Source organism: Flavobacterium salmonis (assembly GCF_903819435.1).
GTDB lineage: Bacteria > Bacteroidota > Bacteroidia > Flavobacteriales > Flavobacteriaceae > Flavobacterium > Flavobacterium chungangense.
The window spans coordinates 1-341 of sequence record NZ_CAIJDP010000100.1 but is presented as its reverse complement, the minus strand read 5'-3'; the positions used below and the strand labels follow the sequence as shown (position 1 = coordinate 341).

Below are 341 nucleotides of genomic sequence, written 5' to 3'. Positions count from 1 at the left end.
AGCACGCATTGAATTATCAAACTCAACAATTCCATTTGCTTTTGCACTTGCCATAAACGATTGTCCCGCTGCTATGTAACCAGAAGGGATAGCATTGTTCGCACCTGTGGTAGCAGTACCTCCTGTTGCATTAAACGAGGCATAATCATTTGAACTGTAAACATATACAGTACCACTTGGCGTCATGGCCGTATTGTGTGTCCAAAAGTAGATAGTCCCGTTTAAAACTGTATTATTATTGACATTAGAATATAAAAACTCCCTTGCATCAAGTGCTGAAGGATATGGGTTTCCGATCAGGTAATATTTCCCTGCTGTAACAGCCTGACTGCTGGTAATAT

General features: G+C 40.5%; 1 pseudogene. It reads right to left on the bottom strand.

Features of this window, described 5'->3' with window-relative positions:
* Positions 1-341: pseudogene (locus FLACHUCJ7_RS24995) on the bottom strand (hypothetical protein); the annotation flags it as partial.